23 protein-coding genes are annotated in these 23,337 nt (G+C 72.3%); 11 read left to right on the plus strand and 12 right to left on the minus strand.

Features of this window, described 5'->3' with window-relative positions; translation table 11 throughout:
• The first annotated feature begins 19 nt into the window (after window positions 1-19).
• The 3 genes from OG2516_RS15755 (at window position 20) to phbB (ending at window position 2,954) form a co-directional block, all read left to right on the plus strand.
• The gene (locus tag OG2516_RS15755) at window positions 20-814 is read left to right on the plus strand and encodes an EAL domain-containing protein (RefSeq protein ID WP_007256870.1); all 795 of its coding nucleotides are present in this window, start codon (window positions 20-22) and stop codon (window positions 812-814) included.
• A 151-nt stretch (window positions 815-965) separates the two neighbouring features.
• Complete coding sequence (locus OG2516_RS15760) at window positions 966-2,141, plus strand: acetyl-CoA C-acetyltransferase (RefSeq protein ID WP_007256871.1); 1,176 nt, start codon at window positions 966-968, stop codon at window positions 2,139-2,141.
• An 87-nt stretch (window positions 2,142-2,228) separates the two neighbouring features.
• Window positions 2,229-2,954 carry an acetoacetyl-CoA reductase gene (gene phbB, locus OG2516_RS15765; RefSeq protein ID WP_040616136.1) on the plus strand — a complete coding sequence of 242 codons (726 nt, stop codon included), beginning with the start codon at window positions 2,229-2,231 and terminating at the stop codon, window positions 2,952-2,954.
• 339 nt (window positions 2,955-3,293) lie between these two features.
• On the opposite strand, the gene OG2516_RS19735 is transcribed toward phbB, so the two are convergent.
• The 3 genes from OG2516_RS19735 to OG2516_RS15775 form a co-directional block, all read right to left on the minus strand.
• The gene (locus OG2516_RS19735; RefSeq protein ID WP_007256874.1) at window positions 3,294-3,461 is read right to left on the minus strand and encodes a YdcH family protein; all 168 of its coding nucleotides are present in this window, start codon (window positions 3,459-3,461) and stop codon (window positions 3,294-3,296) included.
• Between the two features lie 127 nt (window positions 3,462-3,588).
• Window positions 3,589-4,356: a tRNA1(Val) (adenine(37)-N6)-methyltransferase gene (locus tag OG2516_RS15770; RefSeq protein WP_007256875.1), complete on the minus strand. Its 768-nt coding sequence runs from the start codon at window positions 4,354-4,356 to the stop codon at window positions 3,589-3,591.
• Window positions 4,334-4,549 carry a putative signal transducing protein gene (locus OG2516_RS15775; protein ID WP_007256876.1) on the minus strand — a complete coding sequence of 72 codons (216 nt, stop codon included), beginning with the start codon at window positions 4,547-4,549 and terminating at the stop codon, window positions 4,334-4,336. Before OG2516_RS15775 ends, OG2516_RS15770 begins: the two co-directional genes overlap by 23 nt.
• Window positions 4,550-4,598: 49 nt before the next feature.
• Here OG2516_RS15775 and OG2516_RS15780 point away from each other — a divergent pair, with 49 nt between their 5' ends.
• Window positions 4,599-5,597, plus strand: coding sequence for a polyprenyl synthetase family protein (locus tag OG2516_RS15780; protein WP_007256877.1), 999 nt, complete (start codon window positions 4,599-4,601; stop codon window positions 5,595-5,597).
• Here OG2516_RS15780 and OG2516_RS15785 read toward each other — a convergent pair.
• The 4 genes from OG2516_RS15785 to OG2516_RS15800 all read right to left on the minus strand — a co-directional run bounded on the left by OG2516_RS15785 (window position 5,590) and on the right by OG2516_RS15800 (window position 11,070).
• Window positions 5,590-6,471, minus strand: coding sequence for a 4-(cytidine 5'-diphospho)-2-C-methyl-D-erythritol kinase (locus OG2516_RS15785; RefSeq protein ID WP_007256878.1), 882 nt, complete (start codon window positions 6,469-6,471; stop codon window positions 5,590-5,592). The two genes, OG2516_RS15780 and OG2516_RS15785, sit on opposite strands and share 8 nt — an antisense overlap.
• Window positions 6,455-8,179 (minus strand): tetratricopeptide repeat protein, encoded by a 1,725-nt coding sequence (locus OG2516_RS15790; protein WP_007256879.1) that lies wholly within the window; start codon window positions 8,177-8,179, stop codon window positions 6,455-6,457. Before OG2516_RS15790 ends, OG2516_RS15785 begins: the two co-directional genes overlap by 17 nt.
• 132 nt (window positions 8,180-8,311) lie before the next feature.
• On the minus strand, window positions 8,312-9,961 hold the full coding sequence (locus OG2516_RS15795; RefSeq protein ID WP_007256880.1) for an electron transfer flavoprotein-ubiquinone oxidoreductase: 1,650 nt from the start codon (window positions 9,959-9,961) through the stop codon (window positions 8,312-8,314).
• 56 nt (window positions 9,962-10,017) lie between these two features.
• On the minus strand, window positions 10,018-11,070 hold the full coding sequence (locus OG2516_RS15800; RefSeq protein WP_007256881.1) for a phosphatase PAP2 family protein: 1,053 nt from the start codon (window positions 11,068-11,070) through the stop codon (window positions 10,018-10,020).
• Window positions 11,071-11,151: 81 nt separating this feature from the next.
• Here OG2516_RS15800 and greA point away from each other — a divergent pair, with 81 nt between their 5' ends.
• Both greA and OG2516_RS15815 read left to right on the plus strand, forming a co-directional pair.
• A complete protein-coding gene (gene greA, locus OG2516_RS15810; protein WP_007256882.1) occupies window positions 11,152-11,622 on the plus strand; it encodes a transcription elongation factor GreA in 471 nt (156 codons plus the stop codon).
• Window positions 11,623-11,639: 17 nt separating this feature from the next.
• Window positions 11,640-12,644 (plus strand): hypothetical protein, encoded by a 1,005-nt coding sequence (locus OG2516_RS15815; RefSeq protein ID WP_007256883.1) that lies wholly within the window; start codon window positions 11,640-11,642, stop codon window positions 12,642-12,644.
• Window positions 12,645-12,710: 66 nt separating this feature from the next.
• Here OG2516_RS15815 and OG2516_RS15820 read toward each other — a convergent pair whose 3' ends face one another.
• The 4 genes from OG2516_RS15820 to OG2516_RS15835 are packed head-to-tail and all read right to left on the minus strand — an operon-like array spanning window position 12,711 to window position 16,236.
• The gene (locus OG2516_RS15820) at window positions 12,711-14,081 is read right to left on the minus strand and encodes a glutamate--cysteine ligase (RefSeq protein ID WP_007256884.1); all 1,371 of its coding nucleotides are present in this window, start codon (window positions 14,079-14,081) and stop codon (window positions 12,711-12,713) included.
• A gap of 55 nt (window positions 14,082-14,136) precedes the next feature.
• Complete coding sequence (locus OG2516_RS15825) at window positions 14,137-14,685, minus strand: hypothetical protein (RefSeq protein WP_007256885.1); 549 nt, start codon at window positions 14,683-14,685, stop codon at window positions 14,137-14,139.
• Window positions 14,678-15,523 (minus strand): GNAT family N-acetyltransferase, encoded by an 846-nt coding sequence (locus OG2516_RS15830; protein ID WP_007256886.1) that lies wholly within the window; start codon window positions 15,521-15,523, stop codon window positions 14,678-14,680. Before OG2516_RS15830 ends, OG2516_RS15825 begins: the two co-directional genes overlap by 8 nt.
• Entirely contained in the window at window positions 15,523-16,236 is a 714-nt protein-coding gene (locus OG2516_RS15835) for a 16S rRNA (uracil(1498)-N(3))-methyltransferase (protein ID WP_007256887.1), read from the minus strand. Before OG2516_RS15835 ends, OG2516_RS15830 begins: the two co-directional genes overlap by 1 nt.
• Window positions 16,237-16,248: 12 nt before the next feature.
• Between OG2516_RS15835 and ubiA the strand changes: the two genes are divergently transcribed.
• The 3 genes from ubiA to OG2516_RS15850 all read left to right on the plus strand — a co-directional run bounded on the left by ubiA (window position 16,249) and on the right by OG2516_RS15850 (window position 19,468).
• The gene (gene ubiA, locus OG2516_RS15840) at window positions 16,249-17,214 is read left to right on the plus strand and encodes a 4-hydroxybenzoate octaprenyltransferase (RefSeq protein WP_007256888.1); all 966 of its coding nucleotides are present in this window, start codon (window positions 16,249-16,251) and stop codon (window positions 17,212-17,214) included.
• 66 nt (window positions 17,215-17,280) lie between these two features.
• Complete coding sequence (locus OG2516_RS15845; protein ID WP_007256889.1) at window positions 17,281-19,152, plus strand: OmpA family protein; 1,872 nt, start codon at window positions 17,281-17,283, stop codon at window positions 19,150-19,152.
• Entirely contained in the window at window positions 19,139-19,468 is a 330-nt protein-coding gene (locus OG2516_RS15850) for a prefoldin domain-containing protein (protein ID WP_007256890.1), read from the plus strand. The genes OG2516_RS15845 and OG2516_RS15850 overlap by 14 nt, the downstream gene beginning before the upstream one ends.
• 45 nt (window positions 19,469-19,513) lie before the next feature.
• Here OG2516_RS15850 and OG2516_RS15855 read toward each other — a convergent pair whose 3' ends face one another.
• Window positions 19,514-20,467, minus strand: a complete 954-nt coding sequence (locus OG2516_RS15855; protein ID WP_007256891.1) for an L-threonylcarbamoyladenylate synthase — start codon at window positions 20,465-20,467, stop codon at window positions 19,514-19,516.
• Between the two features lie 145 nt (window positions 20,468-20,612).
• Between OG2516_RS15855 and OG2516_RS15860 the strand changes: the two genes are divergently transcribed.
• Window positions 20,613-22,304: an acyl-CoA dehydrogenase gene (locus OG2516_RS15860; RefSeq protein WP_007256892.1), complete on the plus strand. Its 1,692-nt coding sequence runs from the start codon at window positions 20,613-20,615 to the stop codon at window positions 22,302-22,304.
• A complete protein-coding gene (locus tag OG2516_RS15865; RefSeq protein ID WP_007256893.1) occupies window positions 22,301-23,335 on the plus strand; it encodes an MBL fold metallo-hydrolase in 1,035 nt (344 codons plus the stop codon). The genes OG2516_RS15860 and OG2516_RS15865 overlap by 4 nt, the downstream gene beginning before the upstream one ends.
• Window positions 23,336-23,337: the final 2 nt, after the last annotated feature.

A 23,337-nucleotide genomic window follows, 5' to 3' on the forward strand; every position in this document is an offset into this window, starting at 1 on the left:
CCGGTGCAGGCTGCCAGCGATGAGACAGCTCGACACGACACTGCACGCGCAGCAGGTGCGCACGCCGCTCGACTACGCGATGTCGGCGCGCGACCGCGACACGCCGGCGATGGTGGCGCAGGCGCTGCGCGCCGGGGCCTGCGCGCTGGCGTTGCAGCCGGTGGTCACGGCGCCGGGGCGGGAGGTGGCGTTTCACGAGGGGCTGATCCGGCTGACCGATCCGGGCGGGCGGGTGCTGCCGGCGGCGGCCTTCATGGGCGCGGTGGAGGAGACGGCGACCGGGCGCGATCTCGACGCCGCCAGCCTCGGCCTCGCGCTCGGGCTGCTGCGGGCGCGGCCAGGGATGCGGCTGTCGGTCAACGTTTCGGCGCGCTCGCTCGGCGACAGCGCCTTTCGCGCGGTGCTGGCGGAGCTCGTCGCGGACGATGGCACGCTGGGCGAGCGGCTGATCCTCGAGATCTGCGAGCGTTCGGCGATGCTGCTGCCCGAGATCGTCGCGCGGTTCATGGAAGAGCTGCAGCCGCAGGGCGTCGCCTTCGCGCTCGACGATTTCGGCGGCGGCTTCCTGTCGTTCCGGCACTTGCGGCGGTTCTTCTTCGATCTCGTGAAGATCGACCGGGGCTTCATCTCGGGCATCGACGGCGACGCCGACAACCAGGTTCTGGTGCGCGCGCTGCTCGGGGTGGCGCACCAGTTCGACGCCTTCGTCGTGGCGCCGGGGGTGGAGCGGGCGGAGGAGGCGGCGTGGCTCGAGGCGGCCGGGGTCGATTGCCTGCAGGGGTACTTCTTCGGCGCGCCGAAGGTGACGCGGTGAGCGCCTCGTCCCGGGCCCGCGCGCCGCCCGAAAGGCGTTGTTCCGGCGCGGTGAACCTCCTAGACATTGAGCAGATGGCGGGAGGCGGTCCCCCCGCGCTGGCGGCGCGGAGCGGGGGCGCGTCCCGCGGCCAGCCAGTGAGGAGACCTCCATGACCAACGTCGTCATCGCGTCCGCCGCCCGCACCGCCGTGGGCTCGTTCCTGGGCAGCTTTGCCAACACGCCCGCCCACGAGCTCGGCACCGCGGTGCTCGAGGCGCTCGTGGAGCGCGCCGGGGTCGACAAGGGCGAGGTCTCGGAGACGATCCTCGGTCAGGTTCTCACGGCCGCGCAGGGGCAGAACCCGGCGCGCCAGGCGCACATCAATGCCGGCCTTCCCAAGGAAGCCGCCGCCTGGGGCATCAACCAGGTCTGCGGCTCCGGCCTGCGGGCGGTGGCGCTCGGGGCGCAGCACATCATGCTCGGCGACGCCAGCATCGTCTGCGCCGGCGGCCAGGAGAACATGTCGATGGCGCCGCACGCCGCGAACCTGCGGCAGGGCCACAAGATGGGCGACGTCACCTACATCGACACGATGATCCGCGACGGCCTGTGGGACGCGTTCAACGGCTACCACATGGGCTCGACCGCCGAGAACGTGGCCGAGCAGTGGCAGATCGGGCGCGAGCAGCAGGACGAGTTCGCGCTGGCCAGCCAGAACAAGGCCGAGGCGGCGCAGAAGGCGGGCAAGTTCGACGACGAGGTGATCCCCTACACGATCAAGACCCGCAAGGGCGAGACGGTCGTCGACAAGGACGAGTACATCCGCCACGGCGCCACCCTCGAGGGCATGCAGAAGCTGCGCCCCGCCTTCGCCCGCGACGGCTCCGTCACCGCCGGCAACGCCAGCGGGCTCAACGACGGCGCCGCCGGAGCGCTCTTGATGAGCGCGGACGAGGCCGAGCGTCGGGGCATCGAGCCGCTGGCGCGGATCGCCAGCTACGCCACCGCCGGGCTCGACCCGTCGATCATGGGCGTCGGCCCGGTCTACGCGTCGCGCAAGGCGCTGGAGAAGGCCGGCTGGAAGGTCGAGGACCTCGACCTCGTCGAGGCCAACGAGGCCTTCGCCGCGCAGGCCTGCGCGGTCAACAAGGACATGGGCTGGGACCCGTCGATCGTGAACGTCAACGGTGGCGCCATCGCCATCGGCCACCCGATCGGCGCGTCGGGTGCGCGCGTGCTCAACACGCTGCTCTACGAGATGAAGCGGCGCGACGCCAAGAAGGGCCTCGCCACGCTCTGCATCGGCGGCGGCATGGGCGTCGCGATGTGCATCGAGCGCGACTGACGCCTGACAAGTCCGCGGAATCGTGTGACTGTGAGCGCTAGCGGGTCCGGGAGAGGCCCGCTGGCGAGCAAGGACGGGAGGACAGCCATGGGACGTGTTGCAGTGGTCACGGGCGGCAGCCGGGGTATCGGCGCGGCGATCGCGAAGGCGCTGAAGGCGGAGGGCTGCGACGTCGCGGCGACCTATGCCGGCAACGACGAGAAGGCGCGCGCCTTCACCGAGGAGACCGGCATCAAGACCTACAAGTGGGACGTCTGCGACTACGACGCCTGCAAGGCCGGGATCGCGCAGATCGAGTCCGATCTCGGGCCGGTCGAGGTGCTGGTGAACAACGCCGGCATCACCCGCGACGCGCCGTTCCACAAGATGAGCCCGGAGCAGTGGCGGCAGGTGATCGACACCAATCTCAGCGGCCTGTTCAACATGACCCACAACGTCTGGGGCGGGATGCGCGAGCGCAAGTTCGGGCGGGTGGTCAACATCTCGTCGATCAACGGCCAGAAGGGCCAGTTCGCGCAGGCCAACTACGCCGCCGCCAAGGCCGGCGACATCGGCTTCACCAAGGCGCTGGCGCAGGAGGGTGCGCGGGCCGGGATCACGGTCAACGTGGTGGCGCCAGGCTACATCAACACCGAGATGATGAGCACCATTCCCGACAAGGTGATGAACGAGGTGATCCTGCCGCAGATCCCGGTCGGGCGGCTCGGCGAGGCGGAGGAGATCGCGCGCTGCGTGGTGTTCCTGGCCTCCGACGACGCGGCCTTCATCACCGGCTCGACCTTGTCGGCCAACGGCGGCCAGTACCTGATCTGAAACGACCAGGGCCGGCCCTTGGCGGGCCGGCCCCTCATCGGCGCGGTCGCGTCAGCGGCGGCGGAAGAGCCGGGCGACGGCGTTGCGGACGGCGTCTCCCCGCGCGGCGTGTGCGGCATGGATGGCGTCGCGGACCCGCGGGTCGGTGTTGGCTTCGAACATCATTCGTCTCCTGTGAGGCGTGGCCTCCCTGAAACGAAGATGGGGGATGCGGGGGCGCGGCACAAACGCCGTTCGTGCATTGCCATCATGCACCGGGCGCAGCCCTGCCGCGAAGGCGAAAGGCTCACCGCGGAGCGCGTGGAGGGGCGCCCCGGGTGAGCGAGAAGACAGTGGTTGTCAGTGGGGCTGGAGCCGCTCGATCTGTTCTTTCAGAAGAAGCTTCTTCTTCTTCATCTCGGCGATCTCGTGATCGCTCGTTGCGGGGCTGCGTTGGGCGGCTTCGACGGCTGCCGAGAGATCCTGGTGCTTTTTCCTCAGTTCCTGAACGTGCGAATCCAGGCTCATTGGCGTCTCCTTCTCTCTGTGTCTCGTCCCGTCCGGACAGTGCAGCACAGTTTCATCTTTCTGTCACGTCGGACGTGCGGCACCTCGCCGACCGCCGCAAGCATAGGCGCAAGATCTTGCCAATAAGCTAACGCAGCAGGTTCAATCCTGCCGCGTCGCGCACGATGGCGGAAATTTCCGGCAAGTAATCATCCCCGTCGCGCTCGTGCCGGGGGGCGGCGTGGAGGCGGATCGGGTCGGTGAGGCGGAACGGGGTGCGCCCGCCCTTCCTGGCCTGCAGCAGGAACAGGTGCGGCGCGCGGCCGCGGCGGGCGGCGAGGGGGGCGACGACGAGGCTGCCGACGCGCCCGTCGCAGCCCGACAGGATCTCGGGCAGCCGCTCGATGCGCTGGATCAGCGTCAGCCGGCCGCGCGGCGCCAGGCGGCGGATGGCGACGTCGAGCCAGTCGGCCATCGCCGTCTCGCCGCGCAGGGCGGTGTCGCGGCCCGGATCGGCCGAGCCGGTGCCGGCGCCGGGCGCGAAGTAGGGCGGGTTCATCAGCACGTGGTCGAAGCTCCGCGACCGCACCCCGGGCGGCAGGGCGCGCAGGTCGGCCTCCACCACCTCGAGCGGCAGGTCGTTGGCGTCGGCGTTGGCGCGGGCGAGGGCGGCGTAGGCCGGCTGCAGCTCCACCCCCGTCACCCGCACCCCCGGCGCCCGGCGGGCGAGGCAGAGCGCCGCGACGCCGACGCCGCAGCCGAGTTCGAGCGCCGTCTCCCCCGCCCGCGCCGGCACCGCGGCGGCGAGCAGCACCGGGTCGATCCCGGCCCGGTAGCCGACCTTCGGCTGCGCGACGGTCAGCCGTCCGCCGAGGAAGGCGTCGCGCGTGGTGTCAGAGGCCGAGGTCGATGTCATTGTCGCGGCAGACGCGCAACGCGGCCGTGTGATCGTCCGTCCGCACCATGAGCCGGCGCGGCAATATGCCGATGGATCCCTCGAGGATGCTCATATTTACGTCCATCTCGAAGCAGTCTATACCCTCGCCGCCAAGCAGGGCCTTGGCGAAGGCGATCACGGTCGGGTCGGTGCTGCGCAAGAGCTCTTTCATCCGTCCGACCTAGGGTGCCGCAGTCACGATGTCTATCGCAGGGATCACCATGAGCCTGGACGCTGCCGTAACCAAGCCGCACGAGCGGCTCGCCGAGGCGCTGTCGGACGATCTGGCCGCCGTCAACGCGCTGATACGCGAGCGGATGCAGTCGGAGCACGCGCCGCGGATCCCCGAGGTCACGGCGCATCTCGTCGAGGCCGGCGGCAAGCGGCTGCGGCCGATGCTCACCCTCGCCGCGGCCCGGCTCTGCGGCTACGACGGCCCTTACCACGTCCACCTCGCCGCGACGGTCGAATTCATCCACACCGCGACGCTGCTGCACGACGACGTCGTCGACGAGAGCGCCCAGCGGCGCGGCCGGCCGACGGCCAACCTGCTCTGGGACAACCAGTCGTCGGTGCTGGTCGGCGACTACCTGTTCGCGAAGTCGTTCCTGCTGATGGTCGACACCGGCAACCTCGACGTGCTGCGCATCCTGAGCCAGGCCTCGGCGACGATCGCCGAGGGCGAGGTGCTGCAGCTCACCGCCTCGCGCAGCCTCGCCACCGACGAGGCCGTCTACATGAAGGTGATCCGCGGCAAGACGGCGGCGCTGTTCTCGGCGGCGACGGAGGTCGGCGGGGTGATCGCCGGGCAGGGGCCGGAGGTGTGCCGGGCGCTGTTCGACTACGGCGACGCGCTGGGCATCGCCTTCCAGATCGTCGACGATCTGCTCGACTACGAGGGCACCGAGGCGACGGGCAAGAACGTCGGCGACGACTTTCGCGAACGCAAGCTGACGCTGCCGGTCATCAAGGCCGTCGCGCGGGCCGACGCCGAGGAGCGCGCCTTCTGGCAGCGCACCATCGAGAAGGGCCGGCAGGAGGAGGGCGATCTCGAGACGGCGCTGGGCCTGCTCGCCCGGCACGGCGCGCTCGACGAGACCCGCGCCGCCGCCATCGAGTGGGCCGCGCGGGCCAAGGCGGCGCTGGCGCCGCTGCCTGATAGCGCGCTGACGGAGATGCTCGCCGATCTCGCCGACTACGTGGTCGCCCGGATCAGCTGAGCACCGGCGCCGGGGCGACCCACCAGCTCATCTCGGCCACCTGCATCGCCCGCGCGGCGCGGCGGGCGTGATCCATGTCCTTGACGACACCGACGCAGGTCGCCCCCGAGCCTGACATCGTGGCGTACTTCACCAGCGGCTGGCGGCGCAGCCGCTCCAGCGCGGTGCCGATCTCGGGCGCGATGCCGATGGCGGCCTCGGTCATGTCGTTGCGCTGGCCGTCGAGCCACTCGCAGAAGCCGGCGAAGTCGAGCCCGTGGGGCACGTCGTCCATCGGCGCGTTGTTGCGCTTGTCCATCGCCTCGAACACCTGCGCGGTGGGCACGGCGACGCGCGGGTTGACCACCACGAGCGCGAAGTCGGGCAGCTTGGGCAGGTAGGACAGCCGGTCGCCGATGCCGCTCATCCGCAGCGGCGCGGGGCCGGCGTAGCAGACGGGGACGTCGGCGCCGAGCGCGGCGAGGATCGGGTCGCCGTGCTCGAGCGGCGGAACCGACCACAGCTTGGCGAGCAGTTGCAGCGTCGCGGCGGCGTCGGACGAGCCGCTGCCGAGCCCGGCGGCGTGGGGCAGCGCCTTCTCCAGCGTCAGCGCCGCGCCGACGGACACCCCGTGGCGCTCCTGCAGCGCGGAGGCGGCCTGAAGGATCAGGTTGCTGCCGTCGCTCGGCACGCCCTGGGCGAACTGCCCGGTCACGCTGAGGCTGAGCTCGGTCGAGGGGCGCGCGAGGATCTGGTCGCCGACGCCGGCGAAGACGACGAGGCTGTCGAGATCGTGGTAGCCGCCGGCGCGCTGGCCGGTGACGTGGAGGGTGAGGTTGACCTTCGCCGGCGCGGTGACGCGCAGCGGTTCGCCGGGCCTAGAGGCCGTCTTCATGTGCCACCTGGATTGGTTCGTCTTCGGAAATGCGGGCCGTCTCCAGCCCGTGTTCGAGCTTGTCGCGCAGCTGCACCGCCAGCGCCTCCTCGGGCCCGAACGACAGCGCGCGACGCCACTGGAACCGCGCCTCGGTGCGGCGGCCGACGGCCCAGTAGGCGTCGCCGAGATGGTTGACGATGACCGCGCGCGTCGGGTCGAGCTCGGCGGCGCGTTCGAGGTGCGCGACGGCCTCGGCGTAATGGCCGAGCCGGAACAGCGCCCAGCCGAGGCTGTCGACGATGGAGCCGTTCTCCGGACGTGCCGCCGCGGCGGTCCGGATCATCCCGAGCGCCTCCTCGAGGTTGCTGTCGAGCTCGACGAGCGAGTAGCCGAGGTAGTTGAGCACCTGCGGCTGGTCGGGCTCCAGCGCCAGCGCGGCGCGGAAGTCGGCTTCGGCGCTGTCCCAGTCGCCGAGCTTCTGGAAGGTGATGCCGCGGGTGTAGTGGATGAACCAGCGCGTGCGGTCGGCGGCGTCGCCGATCTCGAGCGCACGGCTGTAGGCGGCGTTGGCCGCGCCGTGCTCCCCGAGCTGGCGCAGCACGTCGCCGAGGGAGGCCTGCACCGTCGCTGTCTCGTGCGCCGCGACGAGCGCGCGCAGCACCTCCGCCGCCTCCGCCTTTGCCCCGGCCTTGCGCAGCGCGCCCGCGCGGCCGAGCTCGGCGGCGATGTAGGCGGGGCTGTCGGGGGAGACGGCCCGGTAGGCGTCGCTGGCGAGGTGGAAGCGCTCGAGCGATTCGAGCAGCTCGCCCGACATCAGCGTCGCCGCGTCGTTGCCGGGCGCGAGATGCTCGCTCAGGCGGCTGTAGAGGAGGGTGTAGCTGTCGGCCGTCTCCCCCTGCACCGCGTCGGCGACCGAGAAGAAGGCCTCCGCCAGCCCTTCGCGGGCCGACCCGGCGATCGTCGGGGGCAGCGGTGCGCCCGTCTCCAGCGCGGCGCGCAGCGCGGTGAGGCGGTGGTCGAGCGGGGGCGGGAAGCTGGTGTCGATCAGCCGCGCGGCCTCGGCGGCGCGTCCGAGCCGGCTGAGCACCTCGGCGCGCAGGACGAGCACGCGGCGGGTCCGCAGCAGGCCGTCTTCCGGGGGCAGCGACAGGATCGCCTCGGCGCCGGCGAGGTCGCCCAGCACCGCGCGCCCGAGCGCCTTGTGGTAGAGCCCGAAGAAGGTCAGCCCCGGCGTCTCGATCACCGCGTCGAAGGCGGCCTCGGCCCGGTGCGCATCCTCCAGCCCCACGAAGGCCCAGGCCTGCGCCAGCCCGTCGACGAGCGGGCCGACGCTAAGCCCGGCCTCCAGGTCGTTGAACACCCGCCGCCAGTCGCCCTGCTCGGCGGCGGCGCCGAAGGAGACCATGTTGGCGACCTGGCTGCGCACGCCGAGCACGTGGGCCTGCTCGGCCAGCTCCGCGGCGCGCTCCATGTCGTGGACCGCCACGAGCGCCGCGATGGCGTTCTCGAGCAGGTAGCCGTTGGCCCTGTCGCGCGCGTGCGCCTGCTGGAAGAACTCGGCGGCGGCGCGGAAGTCGCCCGCCTGCGAGGCTTGCCGGGCGGCCAGGTAGACCCCGGCATTGCCCGGCCGGGAGGTGTTCTGGGCGTGCGCCACGCCGGCTGTGCCGGCCGTGACGATGCCGAGGCCGGCCGCCAGGGCCAGCCTTCTGAAGCTGCTCGTGTCCACGTCACTGTCCCGTTTCTTGTCCTGTGACGGGAAGCCTAGACCATCGTCCGCAATTGCGGCAATCCGCGCGCGGATCACAATGCGGGCTTTCGCCGGCGGGCGCGTAATCCCGCCGATGCGGGCGATCCGACGCTACATGTTGGGGTAGTTGGGCCCGTCACCGCCCTGCGGAGTGGTCCAGACGATGTTCTGCAGCGGGTCCTTGATGTCGCAGGTCTTGCAGTGCACGCAGTTCTGGAAATTGATCCGGAATTGCGTCTTGCCCGCCTCCTCGACGAATTCGTAGACCCCCGCCGGGCAATAGCGCGCCGACGGCCCGGCATAGATCGGCAGGTTCTTCTCGACCGGCAGCGAGGGGTCGCGCAGCTTGAGGTGGCAGGGCTGGCTCTCCTCGTGGTTGGTCATCGAGAAGCTGACGTTGGTCAGGCGATCGAAGGACAGCACGCCGTCGGGCTTGGGGTACTCGATCGGCTTGTGGTTCGCCGCCGGCTCGGTCGCCTCGGCGTCGGTCTTGCCGTGCCCGAGCGTGCCGAGCAGCGACAGGCCGAACAGGTTGTTCGTCCACATGTCGAACCCGCCCAGCCCCAGCGACGCGGTGAACCCGTAGCGCGACCAGAGCGGCTTGACGTTGCGCACCGGCTTGAGGTCCTTCGCCACCGGCCCCGCCTTCAGCGCCGCGTCGTACTCGGCCAGCGTGTCGCCCGCGCGGCCCGCCTTGATGGCGGCGGCGGCGGCCTCGGCGGCGTGGATGCCGGAATGGACCGCGTTGTGGCTGCCCTTGATGCGCGGCACGTTGACCAGCCCCGCCGAGCAGCCGAGCAGCACCCCGCCCGGGAACGCCGTCTGTGGGATCGACTGCCAGCCACCCTCGGTGATCGCGCGTGCCCCGTAGGCGACCCGCTTGCCGCCCTCGAGCAGCTCGGCGACCATCGGGTGGTGCTTGAAGCGCTGGAACTCCATGTAGGGGAACAGGTACGGGTTGGCGTAGTTCAGGTGCACCACGAAGCCGACCAGCACCTGGTTGTTGTCGAGGTGGTAGATGAACGAGCCGCCGCCCGCGTTCTTGCCGAGCGGCCAGCCGCTGGTGTGGGTGACGGTGCCCTGGCGATGCTTGGCCGGGTCGATCTCCCAGATCTCCTTCATCCCGAGCCCGTACTTCTGCGGCTCGCTATCCTTGGCCAGCGCGAAGGTCTGGATCGCCTGCTTCGAGAGGCTGCCGCGCGCGCCCTCGGCGAGGAAGACGTACTTGCCGTGCAGCTCCATCCCCGGCTCGTAGCCCGGCCCGGGCGTGCCGTCGGACTGGAGGCCGAACTCGCCCGCGACGACGCCCTTCACGCCGCCGCCCTCGGCCATCACCAGCTCGGAGCAGGCCATGCCGGGGAACACCTCGACACCGAGCGCCTCGGCCTGCTCCGCCATCCAGCGGCACAGGTTGCCGAGCGAGCCGATGTAGTTGCCGTGGTTGCTCATCAGCGGCGGCATGATCGCGTTGGGGATCCGCATCCCGCCGCCCTCGCCGAGAACGTAGAACTCGTCGCGCTCGACCGGCACGGTGAGCGGCGCGCCCTTCTCCTTCCAGTCGGGGATCAGCTGCGACAGGCCCGAAGGATCGATGACCGCGCCCGACAGGATGTGCGCCCCGACCTCGGAGCCCTTCTCGAGCACGACCACCGACAGGTCCGGGTCGATCTGCTTCAGCCGGATCGCCGCTGACAGCCCCGCCGGTCCGGCGCCCACCACGACGACGTCGTACTCCATGGATTCACGTTCGATCTCGGCCATCGCTCGGTGCTCCTGTCAGCCAGCCGGGCAGACGCCCGGCATGTCGGAGCAAAGAGTTAACGGAGCCCGCCAACAGGAGCAATCGCCACTCGGCGTCGCATCGCCGCCGGCAGCGACAGGGGCCGGCGCAGCAGCGCCCAGGCGGCGGTGACGAGCACGATGCTGACATAGCCGTCGACGGCATAGTGGTAGCCCGAGTAGATCGAGAAGAAGAGGATCGCGAGCAGGAACAGCACGCCCGGCACCACGAGGGCCCGATGCCGTTCGGCCAGGTACAGCGCCGTGACCGTCGCCGTGGCGACGTGCACGCTCGGGAAGGCGCTGATACCGCTGCCGGGCGAGGTGTTGCCGGCGAGGTGATCGCGCCAGAGCAGGGACTGGATGGACCCGAGGCCGCTGTCGGCGAGCCCGCTCGCGGCGAGGGCCGCCGTCAGCCCGGCGAAGCGCTCGGTGTCGAGCAGGCGGTCGTAGAAGACCGGCCCGACGGAGAGCCCGGCCAGCGCGACGACGTTGCCGAGCACGGGCCACGCGAAGAGGTAGAGCAGCAGGAAGCGCCGGATCCGCGCCGCGTCGCGGTCGAAGGCGGCGAGCAGGATCGGCAGGCCCATCGCCGGCAGCGCCCAGACCGCGAGGTAGAAGCCGTGCATTCGGGGCCCCGGCAGCCCGACCCGCGCCGCCCAGTCGTGCAGGAGCGCGTAGGGGTCGTGGCCCCCGTGCAGCGCCCGGTCGACGGCCGCGAGCGCCGGATCGGCCCAGAACGGCAGCAGCGCCGGCATCGTCGTCTTCACCAGCGAGAACGCCGTCAGCATCAGGACCACCGCCAGCGTCGCCCCGGCCACGACCCGCGCCCGCGCCGCGACCCGGTGCGCGCCGAACACCCACAGCGCCACCGCCAGCGCGAGCGCCAGCACGGTGGCCCAACTGCCGAGCACGTAGGACAGGAAGCCGAGCATCATCCGCATCTGCCCGAACAGCAGGCCGGGCTGGCCCCGCACCAGGCTCGCCAGCAGCACGGCGAAGGCGAGGTAGCCGACGGTGAACCACATCAGCCGCCGCAGCGGAGCGGCGCCGGCGGGCTCGGCCGAAATCGGAGACGGGACGCTTGACACCGGACTGCCCTCATTGATCAAAGTGCAGATCGTCGCTACCTCGCAGGCAAGCGCATTTCAGGCCGGGAAGAAGGCAAAAACATGGACAAGATACCGCTCACCCGTGCGGGCTTCGACAAGCTCGACGCCGAGCTGAAGCACCTGAAGTCGGTCGAGCGCCCCGCGATCATCCGCGCGATCTCGGAGGCGCGCGAGCACGGCGACCTCAGCGAGAACGCCGAGTATCACTCCGCGAAGGAGAAGCAGAGCTTCATCGAGGGCCGCATCAAGGAGCTCGAGGGGGTGATCTCGCTCGCCGAGGTGATCGACCCGACGCGGATGTCGGGCGCGATCAAGTTCGGCGCGACGGTCGAGCTGGTCGACGAGGATACCGACGAGGAGAAGAGCTACCAGATCGTCGGCGAGTACGAGGCCGACATCGAGCGTGGAAAGCTCAACATGAAGTCGCCGCTGGCCCGCGCCCTGATCGGCAAGGAAGAGGGCGACAGCGTCGAGGTGAAGACGCCGGGCGGCGACAAGGCCTACGAGGTCGTGAAAGTGTCCTACGTCTGACGGCCCGGGAGGGCGGCATGGCCGAGACCGACCAGATCGACCGGCACCCGCCCGGCCGCCCGCGCGCCGAAAGCGCGGCGATGGCGCTCAGCGCGCTGTGGGTGGTGGGCACGGTGCTGCTGTTGCTGCTGATGCCCGGTGATCCCGAGGCCGGGGCCGACCCGCTGCGGCTGGTGCTGGGGATGTTGGCGGTGCTGCTGCCGGTCGCGGTGCTCTGGGGCGCGGTGAGCTCCGCCCGCACCCAGCGGCTGGTGCGCGAGGAGACGGCGCGGCTCGCCGCCGCCGTCGCCGCCCTGCAGGCCGGGGGCCGGGGCGACGGCCCCGCCGCGCCCGATCCCGCCCTCGCGCGCCGCCTCGACGAGCTCGCCGCCGCCGCCAGGCGGACCGAATCGGCCCTCGCCCGGCTCTCCGCCACCCGGCCCGCGCCCGCGCCGCCGCGCAATCCGCCCGCCGCGCGGCCCGCCGCCAAGCCCGCCGCCGCCAGGTCGCAGGCCGCGCCCGACGAACAGCCCAGCCTCGCGCTCGGCGCGCAGGCCGAGGACGACGCGCCGCCGCTGGCCGCCACCGACCTGATCCGCGCGCTGAACTTCCCCGACAGCGAGTCCGACGACGAAGGCTTCGCCGCCCTGCGCCGCGCGCTGCAGGACCGCGTCGCGCGGCAGGTGATCCAGGCGAGCCAGGACGTGCTGACGCTGCTGAGCCAGGACGGCATCTACATGGACGACCTCGCCCCCGACCTCGCCCGCCCCGAGGTGTGGCGGCGCTTCGCGGGGGGCGAGCGGGGCCGGGCCGTGGCGGCGCTGGGCGGCATCCGCGACCGCTCGAGCCTCGCGCTGACGGCCGCGCGGATGCGCGAGGACGCGATCTTCCGCGACGCCGCGCACCACTTCCTGCGCCGCTTCGACCAGATGCTCGTCGCCTTCGAGCCGCGCGCCACCGACGAGCAGATCGTCGCCATGTCCGACACCCGCACCGCCCGCGCCTTCATGCTGCTCGGCCGCGTGACGGGGACGTTCGACTAACAGCCCCGCGCCCCTTCATCTGGCCAAAAATATGCACGGCCCGACGCCGCGGCCGGGCGGGCCGTCTCAGTAGCTGTAGTCGGCGTAGATCCGGCTCAGATCGCCGTTCCAGGGCCCGTGGTACATCTCGAGCAGCTCGTCCGCCGGCGTCTGCCCGGTCTCGAGGCTGTCCTCGAGCGCGTGCAGGAAGTGACGTTCGTCGGCGACCATGCCGCCGAGGCCGGGGCGGGCGCGCGACTTGAGCCCGCCGCGCGCGATGGCGACGACCTCGCCGGCGAGGTCGCGCATCGTCCTGCCGTTCACCTCGGCCGCGAGCCCGCCGACCGACGCCTCCACGCGCCACGCCTCCCGGGTCTCGGCGTCCCAGTCCTTCACCAGGTCCCACGCCGCATCCAGCGCGCCCTGCTCGTACATCAGCCCGACCCAGAGCGCGGGCAGGGCGCAGAGCCGCCGCCACGGGCCGCCGTCGGCGCCGCGCATCTCGATGAACTTCTTCACGCGCGCCTCGGGGAAGATCGTCGTCAGGTGGTCGGCCCAGTCCGACAGGGTCGGCACCTCGCCGGGCAGGGCGGGCAGCTCGCCCCTGAGGAAGTCGCGGAAGGACTGGCCGAGCGCGTCGATGTACTTGCCGTCGCGATAGACGAAGTACATTGGCACATCGAGCGCGTAGTCGACCCAGCGCTCGAAGCCCATGCCCTCCTCGAAGACGAAGGGCAGCATGCCGGTGCGGGCGTCGTCGAGCCCGCGCCAGACGCGCGAGCGCCAGCTCTTGTGCCCGTTGGGCTTCCCCTCGAAGAACGGCGAGTTGGCGAACAGCGCGGTGGCAACGGGCTGCAGCGCCAGCGCCACGCGGAGCTTCCGGACCATGTCGGCCTCGGAGCCGAAGTCGAGGTTCACCTGCACGGTACAGGTGCGGTACATCATCTGCGTGCCGTGGGTGCCGACGCGGCCCATGTAGTCGGTCATCAGCTTGTAGCGGCCCTTGGGCATGCGGGGCATGTCCTCGTGGGTCCAGATCGGCGCGGCGCCGAGGCCGATGAAGCCGACGCCGATCGCGTCGGCGACGTCGCGCACCTCGCGCAGGTGGGCGTTCACCTCGTCGCAGGTCTGGTGGATCGTCTCGAGCGGCGCGCCCGACAGCTCCAGCTGCCCGCCCGGTTCGAGGCTGACATTGGCGCCGTCCTTCTCCAGCCCGATGATGTTGTCGCCCTCGAGGACGGGCGTCCACCCGTAGCGGTCGCGCAGGCCCTCGAGCATGGCGCGGATCGAGCGGTCGCCCTCGTAGGGCAGCGGCTTGAGCGTGTCGCGGCAATAGCCGAACTTCTCGTGCTCGGTGCCGATGCGCCAGTCTTCCTTGGGCTTGCAGCCCTCTTCGAGGTAGGCGGCGAGCTGGTCGCGGTGCTCGATCGGGCCGCCGCCGGACTGGGGTATGGACATGATCGGCTCCGCTCGTCGTCAGGGAAGATACAGGTGTCGCGAAGCGCGATGGGTGTCAATCCACGGTAGGTGTGCGCGCCTGCTTGGCAATGGCCGGCGCCGTCGCGCTGCGCTGCCACAGGATCGTGCGCCCCGTCGGCGGCGTCTCGACGCGCGACACGAGGGTGCCCGGCGACAGGCCCGGCAGCGCGGCGAACAGGTCGAACAGCCCGTCCGCGCCCTCGGCGTCGACGGGGATCGCGAGCTGCTCGCCGTCCTCGCTTGTGAGGATCCAGTGCGCCGGGTGCGCCTGCGGGTCGAGTTCGAGCCGCAGCAGTGCGTCGAGGTCGGCGACGCCGCCGGTGAGCGGGCCGTAATAGACCACCCGGCGCTCGTCGATGGTGACGATGCCGACGCCGCCGCCGCCGCGCGCGAAGCGCAGCCGTTGCAGCGCCGCGTAGCCGAGCGCGACCCCTCCGGCGGCGAGCAGCCAGCCGATCCAGCCGAGGATGCCGAAGCTCGTCAGTCCCAGCCACAGCCCCGCCGCGAACAGCGCGGCGGCGATCATCACCTCGCGCCAGCGCGCCAGGGCGGCGACGGCCTCGGGGCGCAGGAAGTCAGCCAACGGGCCGCACCGGCTGGTGGCCCTTGAACAGGCACAGCGTGTAGTGCCCGATCTGCTCGAAGCCGAGCGCGGTATAGGCACGTACCGCCGGCGCGTTGGCGGCGAACAGGGTCGCGCGGGAGGCGCCCCTGTCCCGCGCCTGGGCGAGGTGCAGCGCCACGGCGCGCCGGGCGTGGTGGCGGCCGCGCGAGGCGGGGGGCGTGTAGACGCCGCCGACCTGCACGATGTCGGGCAGCGTGGCGTTGAAGCCGGTCATCGCGAGCGGCACGTCGCCGTCCATCAGCATCACGTGGCTGCCGCTCTCGGTGTAGGCGACGTGGCGCTGCTCGGCTTCGTCGCGCGCATCTTCCCGGTCCATCCCGAGCGTCGTGCGGTTGTAGTCGGTCATCCACTCGATGAAGGTATCGCGCGGCGCTTCGGCAAGGGGGCGCAGCCGGCCCGGCCCCTCGGGCACCACCAGCCGCTCGAGCGCGAGGTCGAAGTGCGGCTCGTCCGAGGCCAGCATCGTCGGCGCATTGTCCAGCCCGAGCGCGGCGCGCATCCCCGCCGCCTGCTCGGTCGGCCCGATCACCGCCATCACCTCGGCGCCCGCCAGCGTCGCGGCGGCCTCGGCGTAGCGGTGCGAGGGCAGGATCGGCAGCACCGCGCTCTCCTCGGTCATGCCCAGCACGTCGCTGACCTCGCCGTCCGTCTCGCTCAGCCAGAAGCGCATCGCGCGCGGGTGGGCGCCGGCCATGCCGTGGCGCACGAGGTTGGCGAGCGGGAACATCGCCCGCACGAGGTGGCGGCGCAGGAACGCCTCGATCTTCACCCGTTCGCCGGGCCGCGCACGCCGCATCACCAGTCTCCGAGCTGTGTCTGCCAAAGCGTCAGCGCGGCGACGGCGGCGGTGTCGGCGCGCAGGATGCGCGGGCCGAGCGCGACGGGGCGGGTGAAGGGCAGGGCGGCGAGCCGCGCCCGCTCTGCGTCGGAGAAGCCGCCCTCGGGGCCGATCAGGATCGCCCACGGCCCCGGCTCGGCGGGCAGGGCGGCGTCGTCTCCGGCGCGGGTCTCGTCGCAGAGCATGATCCGGCGGCTCGGGTCCCAGCCGTCGAGCAGCCGGTCGAGCCGGGCGAGGTCGGCCACCTCGGGCACGGTGGTGGCGCCGCATTGCTCGGCGGCCTCGACGGCGTGGGCCTGCAGGCGGTCGCGGCGGATGCGCTCGGAGTTGGTGAACTCTGTCTGCACCGGGCAGAGCCGCGCCGCGCCCATCTCGACGGCCTTCTCGACGATGAAGTCGGTGCGCGCCTTCTTGACCGGCGCGAACAGCAGCCAAAGGTCGGGTGGCGGGGCCAGCGGCCGCGTCTGCGCCGCGCAGGCGAGCGTGCCGCCGCGCTTGCCCGCCTCGGCGACGCGCGCCGACCACTCGCCGTCGCGCCCGTTGAACAGCAGCACCTCCGCGCCCTCGCCGAGGCGCATCACCCCGAACAGGTAATGCGCCTGCTCGCGGATGAGGGGAACGGTTTGCCCCGCGCCGAGCGGGTGGTCTACATAGAGCCTGATCCGAGACATGGAGCGGACCTTATGACCGACCACCACGCGACGCCAGAGCCCACTGGACAGGTGGCCGACGCGGTGCGCGGCAACTGGGTCGACCACCGCGCCCCGGCCCGCCCGCGCCCCTACCTGAGGCTGAGCCGCATCGACCGCCCGATCGGCACCTGGCTGCTTCTGCTGCCCTGCTGGTGGGGCCTCGCGCTGGGCTCGCTGTCCAAGGGGGCGTTCACACTGCACGACCTCTGGATCGGGATCGGCTGCGGCATCGGCGCGGTGCTGATGCGCGGCGCGGGCTGCACCTGGAACGACATCACCGACCGCGACATCGACGGCTCCGTCTCGCGCACGGCGCTGCGGCCGATCCCGTCGGGCGCGGTCAGCGTGAAGCAGGCGCTGGGCTGGATGGCGGTGCAGGCGCTGGTGGCTTTGGCGATCCTGCTGACCTTCAACACCAACGCGATCCTGCTCGGCCTGCTGTCGCTGCTGCCGGTCGCGATCTATCCCTTCGCCAAGCGCTTCACCTGGTGGCCGCAGATCTTCCTCGGCCTCGCCTTCAACTGGGGCGCGCTGCTGGCCTGGACGGCGACCACCGGAAGCCTCGCGTGGCCGGCGTTCGTGCTCTACCTCGGCGGCATCTTCTGGACGCTGTTCTACGACACGATCTACGCCCACCAGGACGCCGAGGACGACGCGCTGATCGGCGTGAAATCGACGGCGCGGCTGTTCGGCGACAGCTCGCCGCGCTGGCTGCGCGGGTTCCTGATGGGCACCGTGCTGCTGGTGGGATTCGCCGCGCTGCTGGCGGCGCTCGAGCGCTCGGTGCTGAGCCTGGTACTCGCCTCGGGCGGTGCCTGGGCGATGGGCTGGCACCTCGCCTGGCAGCTCACCCGGTTCGACCCGGACGACAACGCGTTGCTTTTGCGGCTGTTTCGCTCCAACCGCGACGCCGGCCTGATCCCGCTGCTGTTTTTCGCCGCCGCCGGATTAGCCTGATTGCGCGGGCCCGGCGCGCACCATAGACATGCCGGGTCGTGACATAACCACGGATTCCCCCTCCCGATGCGTTCTTTCCTGGTCCCGCTCCTGGCCTTCGTGCTCGCCGCACTCCTCTCCGTCTTCGGCGCGCGCGCCGCGGTCGGCGTCGTGGAGGACCGCTCCGTCGTGGCGGTGCGCGAGGCGATGGCGGCGGAAGGGCAGGACTGGGTCTCGGTGATCGGCGACGGGCTGCAGGTGATCCTCGAGGGGGAGGCGCCCTCGGAGGCGGTGCGATTCCGCACCATGACCATCGCCGGCACCCAGGTCGACGCGAGCCGGGTGATCGACAACATGTCCGTCGCTGACAGCTCGGGCATCGAGCCGCCGGCCTTCGGGGTGGAGATCCTGCGCAACGACGCGGGCGTGTCGCTGATCGGGCTGATCCCGGCGAGCGCCGACCGCGCGCGGATCCAGGCGCGCGTCGCCGAGATCGCCGACGGGCTGCCGGTCACCGACCTGCTCGAGACGGCCGATCACGCGACGCCCGCCGACTGGGAGCCGGCGATGACCTTCGCGCTCTCGGCGCTGCGGACGCTGCCGCGCGCCAAGGTCTCCGTCTCGCCCGGCGCGGTCGACGTCATCGCCATGGCCGAGAGCCCCGAGGCGAAGGAGCGGCTCGAGGCCGACCTGGCGCAGCGGGTGCCGGAGGACGTCGCGCTGGCCGTCGAGGTGAGCGCGCCGCGGCCGGTCATCACGCCCTTCGTCACCCGGTTCATCCTCGACGGCGAGGGCCCGCGCTTCTCCGCCTGCGCCGCCGATACCGAGGCGGCGGCGGCGCTGATCGCCGAGGCGGCGCAGGCGGCAGGCTACGGCCGCCCGCTCGATTGCCCGCTCGGTCTCGGCGTGCCGGCGCTGACCTGGGGCGAGGCGGTGGCCGACGCCATTGCGGCGATCGACGCGCTTGGCGGCGGCACCGTCACCGTCTCGGACGCCGACGTCAGCCTCGTCGCCGCCCTCGGCACCGAGCAGGAGGCGTTCGACCGGGTGGTCGGCGAGCTCGAGAACAGCCTGCCCGACCTGTTCGCCCTCGAGGCGGTGCTGCCCCAGCCGCCCGAGGAGGGCGACGACGGCCCCGTCGAGTTTACCGCCACCCGCAGCCCCGAGGGCGGCGTGCAGCTGCGCGGGCAGGTGGGCGACGACCTCGTCAACACCACCGCCGAGAACTTCGCCCGCGCCAAGTTCGCCGACAGCGACATCACCATGGGCACCCGCCTCGCCGAAGACCTGCCGCAGGGCTGGTCGGTGCGGGTGCTGGCCGGGCTCGAGGCGTTGTCCAAGCTCGAGCACGGCGCCGTCACCGTCACCCCCGACCGGGTCGACGTGCGCGGCGTCAGCGGCCTGCGCGACGCGTCGGGCGAGATCTCGCGGCTGCTGATCGGCAAGTTCGGTGAGAGCGCCGACTTCGAGATTGACGTGACCTACGAGGAAGCCTTCGACCCGCTCGCCGCGCTGCCCACGCCCGAGGAGTGCCTCGCCAAGATCAAGGCGATCAGCGACACCCGCAAGATCACCTTCGATCCCGGCTCGGCCGATATCGACGGCGACAGCCAGCGGGTCGTCGACGACATCGCCGAGGTCCTGCGCCAGTGCACGGACCTCGAGATCGAGGTCGCGGGCTACACCGACAGCCAGGGCCGCGAGGAGATGAACCAGCGCCTCAGCCAGCAGCGCGCCGAGGCCGTGCTGGCGGCGCTGCGGCTGCGCCGCGTGCCCGTCGGCGCTTTTCGCGCCGTGGGCTATGGCGAAGCGGAGCCGATTGCGGATAATGACACCGCCGAGGGCCGCGAGGCGAACCGGCGGATCGAGTTTCGCCTGATCGAACCGGTGGCGGAAGAGGTGGCGGAGACCGACGGGGCCGCGGCCGCAGGCGAAGACGGGGACGATGAACAGAACTGAATTCATTCTGGCCACCGCGGTCATTCTTTTCGTCGCCTTCTGCCTCGGCTGGTTCGCGTCGTGGCTGGTGAACCGCTTCACCCGTGTCACCCGCGCCGACATCGGCGAGCTCGACCGCATGGCGCAGGCGCTGCACGAGGCGGAGGAGACCCGCGATCAGGCGATCGCCTATCTCCAGCAGCGCGAGTCCGACATCACCAACCAGCTGCACCAGACCGAGGCCGAGCTGCGCGCCGCCATGGAGGGCCTGCGCGAGGCCCGGCACGAGGCGGACGAGCTGCGCGCCTATATCGAGCGCTACAACGTCGGCGCCTGATCCAACCGCGCGGCGCGGGCGATCGGCGGCGGAGTTTGCATATTTTCAGCCAGATGAAGGCTCGTCACGCGGGGCGGCGGCGCGGCGGAGGCGGTCGTTGATCGCGCGGCCGAGGCCGTGGGCGGGGATCGGCGCGACGGCGATGCGCCGGGCGCCGGCGGCGTCGAGCGCGTGCAGCGCCGCGAACAGGCGGGCGGCGGCCTCCACGAGATCGCCGGACGGGGACAGGTTGAGCGCACCGGGGCTGGCGGGGCCGAAGCCGAGGTAGGTCTCTCCCGGCGCGGGCGCGTCGGCGTCGAGCCGCAGGGTGCCGCGCGGGGCGTAGTGCGAGGCGAGCTGGCCCGGCGCGGTGATCTCGCCGCCGCCATGCGCGGCGAGCGGCGCGCCGAGGCAGGCCTCCAGCGCCTCGGTCGGCAGTCCGCCGGCACGCAGCAGCGTCGGTTCGGGCAGCAGGGCGACGATGGTGGATTCGAGCCCGACGGGGCAGGGGCCGGCGTCGAGCACCGCGTCGATGCGTCCGTCGAGCCCGGCGAGGACGTGGTCGGCACTGGTGGGGCTGATCCGGCCCGAGGGATTGGCGGACGGGCCGGCGAGCGGCCCGGTCCGCGCCAGCAGGGCGCGGGCGGCGGGGTGGTCGGGCAGGCGCACCGCGAGGGTGTCGCGCCCGTCGGTGACCAGCGGCGACACCGGCGCGTCGGGGCGCAGCGGCAGCACCAGCGTCAGCGGCCCCGGCCAGAAGGTGGCGGCGAGCCGGCCGGCGCCGGGGGGCAGGGTGCAGAGGGTCTCGACCGTGGCGAGGTCGGGGCAATGGACGATCAGCGGGTTGAAGGCCGGCCGCCCCTTCGCCTCGAATACGCGCGCCACGGCCCGGTCGTCGCAGGCGCGGGCGCCGAGGCCGTAGACCGTCTCGGTCGGGAAGGCGACGATGCCGCCCTCGGTGCGCAGCAGCCGCGCGGCCTCGGCGAGACCGGCATCGTCAAGGGCAAGGCGCAGGGTCATCGGCAGGGCTCCCGTCTGGCTGGCGGGGCCGGCATACGCCGCCGCCCGGCCGCTGCCAAGCCGGGGGCGATGACGTGGCGTTCCGGTTTGACGGCTCCGGGGGGCTGTCTAGCGTGGACGCGATTGTTTTCATGGAGTCCACCCGATGCCCTACCGCGCGCCGGTGTCCGAGATCCAGTTCCTGCTCGAGCACGTCATCGACTTCGCCGGCATCGCCGCGACCGACCGGTTCGCCGAGGCGACGCCCGACACGGTGGCCGCGATCCTCGGCGAGGCCGGGCGGCTCTGCGACGAGGTGCTCGCGCCGCTGCAGCGGGTGGGGGACATCGAGCGGGCGCGGCTGGAGAACGGCGTCGTGCGCACGCCGACGGGCTATGGCGACGGCTACCGCGCCGTCGCCGAGGGCGGCTGGATCGGCATCGCCGCCGACCCGGAGCACGGCGGCATGGGCCTGCCGCTGACGCTGGCGAGCGGGGTCAACGACATGATGGCCGGCGCGTGCCTGTCGCTGCAGCTCGGCCCGCTGATGAGCCAGGGCGCGATCGAGGCGCTGTCGCACCACGCCGCGCCCGAGCTGCAGGCGCTCTACCTGCCCAGGCTCGTCTCGGGCGAGTGGTGCGGGACGATGAACCTCACCGAGCCGCAGGCCGGCTCGGACGTCGGCGCGCTGCGCACCCGCGCCGAGCCGGCGGACGACGGCACCTACCGGATCACCGGCGAGAAGATCTACATCACCTGGGCCGACAACGACTTCACCGAGAACGTCTGCCACCTCGTCCTCGCGCGGCTGCCCGACGCCGCGCCGGGCTCGAAGGGGATCAGCCTGTTCCTCGTCCCCAAGCGCCTGCCCGACGCCGACGGCCGCCCGGGCGCGGCCAATGCGCTGCGGGTGGTGAGCCTCGAGCACAAGCTGGGGCTGCACGGCTCGCCGACGGCGGTGATGGCCTACGAGGGTGCGACGAGCTGGCTCGTCGGGCCGCCGCATGGCGGGCTGGCGGCGATGTTCACGATGATGAACAACGCCCGGCTCGGCGTCGGGCTGCAGGGCATCGGCGTCGCCGAGGCGGCGCTGCAGCTGGCGCTGGGCCACGCCTCGGAGCGGCGGCAGGGGCGCGCGGGCGGCGAGGGGACGATCATCGAGCATGCCGACGTGCGGCGGATGCTGGCCCAGATGAAGGCCGAGACCTTCGCCGCGCGCGCCATCGCGCTCGACTGCGCCCGCGCCATCGACATGGAGACCGCGACGGGCGCGCCCGAATGGTCGGCGCGGGCGGCGCTGCTGACGCCGGTGGCCAAGGCGTTCGGGACCGACACCGGCTTCGACGTCGCCTCGACGGGGGTGCAGGTCCACGGCGGCATGGGCTTCATCGAGGAGACCGGCGCGGCGCAGTACCTGCGCGACGTGCGGGTGACGTCGATCTACGAGGGCACCAACGGCATCCAGGCGATGGACCTGGTGGGCCGCAAACTCGCCGACGGCGGCGCGGCGATGCTGGCGCTGATCGACGAGGTGGCCGAGGCGGCGCGCGGGGCCGAGCTGTCCGAGCTCGCCGCGCCGGTGGCGCAGGCGGCCGAGGCGTTGCGGGGCGCGACCGAGGCGCTGGTCGCCGCGCCGCCCGAGGCGCGCTTTGCCGGCGCCGTGCCCTACCTGCGGGCCGTGGCGCGGGTGCTGGGCGGGCATTACCACCTGCGCGCGGCCCGAAGCGGGGTGCCGGCGCGAGTGAAGCTGGCGCGGTTCTACGTCGCGCGGCTGCTGCCCGAACACGCCGCCCTGCTCGCCGGGATCGGCGACGCGGACGCGGTGCTCGATCTCGCGCCGGAGGAGCTGCGGGCGTGAGCCGCGAGACGACCCGGATCGTCACGCCCTGGCCCGAGCCGCCCGAGGACGGGACGGCGCGGGAGGTGGCGGAGGGCGTGCTCTGGGTGCGGCTCGCGCTGCCGATGGCGCTCGATCACGTCAACGCCTACGCGCTCGACGACGGCGACGGCTGGACCTTGCTCGACCCGGGCCTGCACGACGCCCGCACCGTCGGCCACTGGGAGGCGCTGCTGGCGGGGCCGCTGGCGGGCAGGCCGGTGTGGCGGGTGGTCGTGACGCACCATCATCCCGACCACATCGGCATGGCCGGCTGGTTCCAGCGGCGCGGGGCGGAGCTCTGGACCACGCGCACCGCCTACGTCACCGCGCGGATGCTGGTGCTCGACGAGCAGGAGAGCTGGCCCGACGAGACCGTCGCCCACTATCGCGGCGCGGGGATGGACGCGGCGGTGCTGGCCGAGCGGCTGGCGCAGCGGCCGTTCAACTTCGCCGACAGCGTCGCGCCGCTGCGGCTCGGCTACCGTCGGCTCGTGGAGGGCGAGAGGGTGCGCCTCGGCGGGCGCGACTGGGACGTGCGGATGGGCGACGGCCACGCCCCCGAGCATGCGACCTTCTGGAGCCGCGACGACGACCTCGTGCTCGGCGGCGACCAGCTGCTCGGCAGCATCACGCCCAACATCGGCGTCTACCCGACCGAGCCGCTGGCCGATCCGCTCGCCGAGTGGATCGCCGCCTGCCGCCGGCTCGCGCCGCACGCGCGCGCCGACCAGCTCGTGCTGCCGGGCCACCGGCTGCCCTTCCGGGGCCTGCCCGACCGGCTCGCGCAGTTCGAGGCGCACCACGAGCGCGCCCTCGCGCGGCTCCACGCCCACCTTGCCGAGCCGCGCACGGCGGCCGAGTGCTTCCCGCCGCTGTTCCGCCGCAGGATCGGGGCGGGCGAGTACGGGCTGGCGCTGGGCGAGGCGCTCGCCCACTGCCACCGGCTCTGGTACGCGGGCCGGGCGACGCGCGAGCGGCGCGGCGACGCGTGGGTCTTCGCCGCCCGTTGAGC

The organism is Oceanicola granulosus HTCC2516, assembly GCF_000153305.1.
Lineage (GTDB): Bacteria > Pseudomonadota > Alphaproteobacteria > Rhodobacterales > Rhodobacteraceae > Oceanicola > Oceanicola granulosus.